The sequence below is a fragment of the Longimicrobiaceae bacterium genome, assembly GCA_035936415.1.
Lineage (GTDB): Bacteria > Gemmatimonadota > Gemmatimonadetes > Longimicrobiales > Longimicrobiaceae > JAFAYN01.
The window spans coordinates 1-3,482 of sequence record DASYWD010000278.1; the positions used below are offsets into that span (position 1 = coordinate 1).

6 protein-coding genes are annotated in these 3,482 nt (G+C 73.3%); 1 reads left to right on the top strand and 5 read right to left on the bottom strand.

What is annotated here, in order from left to right:
• From VGR37_11325 to VGR37_11345, 5 genes are all read right to left on the bottom strand, one after another.
• A partial coding sequence (locus VGR37_11325; protein HEV2147983.1) for a PH domain-containing protein occupies window positions 1-533 on the bottom strand: 533 nt, incomplete at its 3' end.
• 80 nt (window positions 534-613) lie between these two features.
• Window positions 614-1,048, bottom strand: coding sequence for a type II toxin-antitoxin system VapC family toxin (locus tag VGR37_11330; protein HEV2147984.1), 435 nt, complete (start codon window positions 1,046-1,048; stop codon window positions 614-616).
• Entirely contained in the window at window positions 1,041-1,337 is a 297-nt protein-coding gene (locus VGR37_11335) for a type II toxin-antitoxin system Phd/YefM family antitoxin (GenBank protein HEV2147985.1), read from the bottom strand. The genes VGR37_11330 and VGR37_11335 overlap by 8 nt, the downstream gene beginning before the upstream one ends.
• A 32-nt stretch (window positions 1,338-1,369) precedes the next feature.
• Window positions 1,370-2,062, bottom strand: coding sequence for an NAD(P)H-binding protein (locus tag VGR37_11340; GenBank protein HEV2147986.1), 693 nt, complete (start codon window positions 2,060-2,062; stop codon window positions 1,370-1,372).
• 37 nt (window positions 2,063-2,099) lie between these two features.
• Window positions 2,100-2,969, bottom strand: a complete 870-nt coding sequence (locus VGR37_11345) for a DUF72 domain-containing protein (GenBank protein HEV2147987.1) — start codon at window positions 2,967-2,969, stop codon at window positions 2,100-2,102.
• Between the two features lie 251 nt (window positions 2,970-3,220).
• On the opposite strand from VGR37_11345, the gene VGR37_11350 reads away from it, so the two are divergent.
• On the top strand, window positions 3,221-3,482 hold a 262-nt coding region (locus tag VGR37_11350; GenBank protein ID HEV2147988.1), incomplete at its 3' end, for a hypothetical protein.

A 3,482-nucleotide genomic window follows, 5' to 3' on the forward strand; every position in this document is an offset into this window, starting at 1 on the left:
ACCTCCCGCAGCGACATCGCCACCTCGTCCAGCGCCGCGGGGGCGGCGGGGAGCGCGTGCCCCCCGGCGGGCCCGGCCACCGCCTCGGGGCGGGACCCGGACTCGCGGGCTCCGCGCATGCGCGCGTAGAGGAAGTCGCGCACCGCCTCGAAGTCGCGGAAGCCCTCGATGGTCATCTCCGCGGTGGCGCTCCCGCTCGCCGTCTGCACCTGGATGCGCGCGAGCCCCAGCCAGCGCTCCACCACGTTGCTGGAGAGGTGGATGTCCTGGATCCGCGCGTAGGTCAGGCTGATCTCCCGCCGGAAGAGGATCCCCCACCGCATCGTCACGCCCTCGGCGTCGAAGCGGTAGCGCATGGTGTCGTAGCGGAAGTAGAGCGGGATCAGCGGGATCCAGAAGAAGGGGCCCGCCAGGAGCGAGCCCAGGGCGTAGTAGGTCAGCAGGCTGGAGTCGGGCCGCAGCTCCGAGGCGAAGAGGCGCGCTTCAATGCCTCCGTCGGGGGCGGGGGCGGAGCGCTCGGGCGAGGAGGTCATCGGCGGTGCGGAAGAAGGTTCGCGTCGAGGTACGACGCCACTACGGGCGGGGTGCGGGCGGAGTTGCGCGGCGTGGCTGCTCAGGGCGTCACGTCCAGGACGGCCAGGTGCCCCCCGCGCGCGTACTCCAGGATGGTCCCGTCGCGCGTGGCGAGCGCGGCCCCCGCGCGGCGCGCAGTGGCGATCAGCATCCGGTCAGCCGGGTCGCCGTGCGCCGGGCCGGGGAGGCGGGTGCTCTCCACCAGCACCTCCGGCGACAGCTCCGCCAGCCGCACCCCCGGCGCGGCCAGCCCCCGCCGCACCCACTCCTCCAGCTCCAGCGCCAGCCCGATCCGCCCCTTCGCCTGGAGCATCGCCACCTCCCACACCGAGATGGCGGACACCAGGAGCCGGCCGCGCTGCGCGCCCCGCCGGATCTCCTCCACGGCCGGCGGCGCCATGCGGTCCGTCTCCCCCGTGACCACCCAGATCCAGACGTGCGTGTCCAGGAGGATGCGCCCGGGGAGGTCAGGCATCCGCCTCCCAGGCCTCGTCCACGGGTGCGACGACGTCGCCGTGATAGGTGACGGTCCCGCGCAGCGCGCCGAACGGGGAGACCGACTCCGCCGGCTCGTAGGGGACCAGCTTCGCGACGGGGCGGCCGTAGCGGGTCACCACCACCTCCGTCCGCTCCTGCTGCACCCGGTCCATGAGCTGGAGGCAGCGCGTCTTGAAGTCCGCCGCCGACACCACCTCACCCTCACCGGGGACGGAGAGGGCTTCCCGCACCTTCCGCGTACGTCCCTTCGGCTTCGGATCGTCCATTCGCAGGCTCCGCTGAGGTTACGTCCAACATTCTACGTCCATCTTTCTTCCCGCGCAAGGATCTCGCCACCCAGCGCCTGGATCGCGTCCGACTCCACCACCCGCACCCCGCGTCCGCCGGCCTTCGCCAGGCGCACCATCGCCGCCGCCACGGCGCGAGCCTCCACGGGCCGGTACTTCCGCAGCGGTCCCACCAGGAAGCGGGAAAGCTTCGGCATGAGCCTCTGCGCAAGCTCCTCGCCCGGCCGGTGCTCGCCGCGCTCACCCAGGAGGAGGGCGGGGCGCAGGATCACCACCTCCTGGAAGGGGAGGGTGCGGACCGCCTCCTCCGCCTCGCCCTTCACCCGGTTGTAGAAGAGGGAGGAGCCGGTGTCCGCCCCCAGGGCGGAGACCAGGAGGAAGCGCTCCGCGCCGTTGCGCGCGGCGGCCTCCGCGACCGCGCGGGGGTAGTCCAGGTCCACGCGGCGGAACGCCTCGCGCGAGCCTGCGGCGCGGATCGTGGTCCCGAGAGAGCAGAACACGTCCTGTGCCCGGATCCGCTCCGCGAAGTCGCGCAGGCGGGCGAAGTCCACCGTCTCCTGCCGCAGCCTGGGGTGCTCCCGCGGCACGGGGCGGCGGCCGAGCGTGGTGACGCTCCCGTACGCGGGGTCCTCCAGGAGGAGGTCGAGGAGGTGCCCGCCGACCAGGCCGGTGGCCCCCAGGAGCAGGGCGGAGCGTGCTTCCATGTCGCGGGGAGGGTGGAGGGTGGAAAGGGGCGCGGCGTCAGGCGCGCAGCCGCTCGGCCAGGCGTATGGCGTCGAACGGGGCCTGCACCTTGGCGTCGTTGTCGAAGTACACGTACACGTCGCGCTCCGCCGCCGCGGGCGCCGGCTCGGGGGAGGCGCGCGGGGCGTCGGGCGGCTCGCCCCCCGCGCGCCAGGCGCGGATCCGCTCTGCCCACCAGTCGAGCTGCGGATCGGTGTACCCGCTGGCGTACAGGTGCTCGGCCCCGTGCAGCCGCACGTACACGAAGTCGGCGGTCAGGTCCTCCGCGTACGGCCAGCGCTGCGCGGTGTCCGCGAAGACCAGCGCCGCGTTGTGCCGCCGCAGCAGCCCGACGAACTCCGGCGAGAAGAAGGCCGGGTGGCGCATCTCGAAGGCATGCCGCAGCGGCTGCGGGTGGTCCGCCCGCGTCCAGGCGCGCCCCTCCAGCTTGGGCCCGTGGCGCTTCGCCAGCTCGGCGGCCTGCTCCGTGGTCTTGGGGAGGAGCTCCAGGAATCGCTCGAAGCGCTCCTCGTAGAACCCGAACTGTGCCGGGAACTGCCAGAGGATGGGCCCCAGCTTCTCCCCCAGCCGCAGCACCCCCGAGGCGAAGAAGTTGGCGAGCGGCTCCTCGATCTCGCGCAGCTTCTTCATGTGCGTGATGAAGCGCCCGCCCTTTACGGCGAAGACGAAGCGCGGCGGCGTCTCGTCGCGCCACTTCCGGTAGCTGGACGGCTTCTGCAGGGAGTAGAACGAGCCGTTGATCTCCACGGAGCTCATCCGCCGGGACGCGTACTCCAGCTCCCGTCGCTGGGCGAGCCCCTCCGGGTAGAAGATCCCGCGCCACCCCGGGTACGTCCACCCGGAGATCCCCACGCGTGTCTCGGACATCACCCCTCCCCCGCCCGCCTGTCCCGGTGCACGACAGGATGTCCCGTTGCGAGACACCCCCGCCCGCCGCCGCCAGACCGCGGCCCGATCCAGCCCGCTTCTAAACCGCGCATTCGCAGCCCCTTACGGCGAAAACAACCGAAATGCCGGCCCGGCCCTCGTGTTGCCTTTCCGGAGGGTCGCGGGCGAGCCGCTCCCCCGGAGCCGCGTCTCCCGCGCGATCCCTGTGCCACCCCCGTTCCGGAAGCGACATGATGATTCCAGGTGAACGATTCGCCGACGGACGCGCAGCACCCCTCCTGCTCGCCTGCCTCGCCCTTGCGGCGGCCGGGTGCGGGGGCGGGGGCGCCGCCGTCACCACGCCGGCCGAGACGCCCGCCTTCGCGGCGCTCCGCATCGACCCGCCGGCCGCCTCGCTCCCGGTGGGCGGGACGGTGCAGCTCTCCGGGGTGCCGGTGGACGGGAGCGGGAGCCCGCTCTCCGGCCTCCCCGCCCCGGCCTTCACCTCCAGCG

Excerpts from the sequence above, each read along its gene's own strand:
- VGR37_11335 (HEV2147985.1), bottom strand. The coding sequence starts at position 1,337 with ATGGACGATCCGAAGCCGAAGGGACGTACGCGGAAGGTGCGGGAAGCC.
- VGR37_11330 (HEV2147984.1), bottom strand. The coding sequence starts at position 1,048 with ATGCCTGACCTCCCCGGGCGCATCCTCCTGGACACGCACGTCTGGATC.
- VGR37_11345 (HEV2147987.1), bottom strand. The coding sequence starts at position 2,969 with ATGTCCGAGACACGCGTGGGGATCTCCGGGTGGACGTACCCGGGGTGG.
- VGR37_11340 (HEV2147986.1), bottom strand. The coding sequence starts at position 2,062 with ATGGAAGCACGCTCCGCCCTGCTCCTGGGGGCCACCGGCCTGGTCGGC.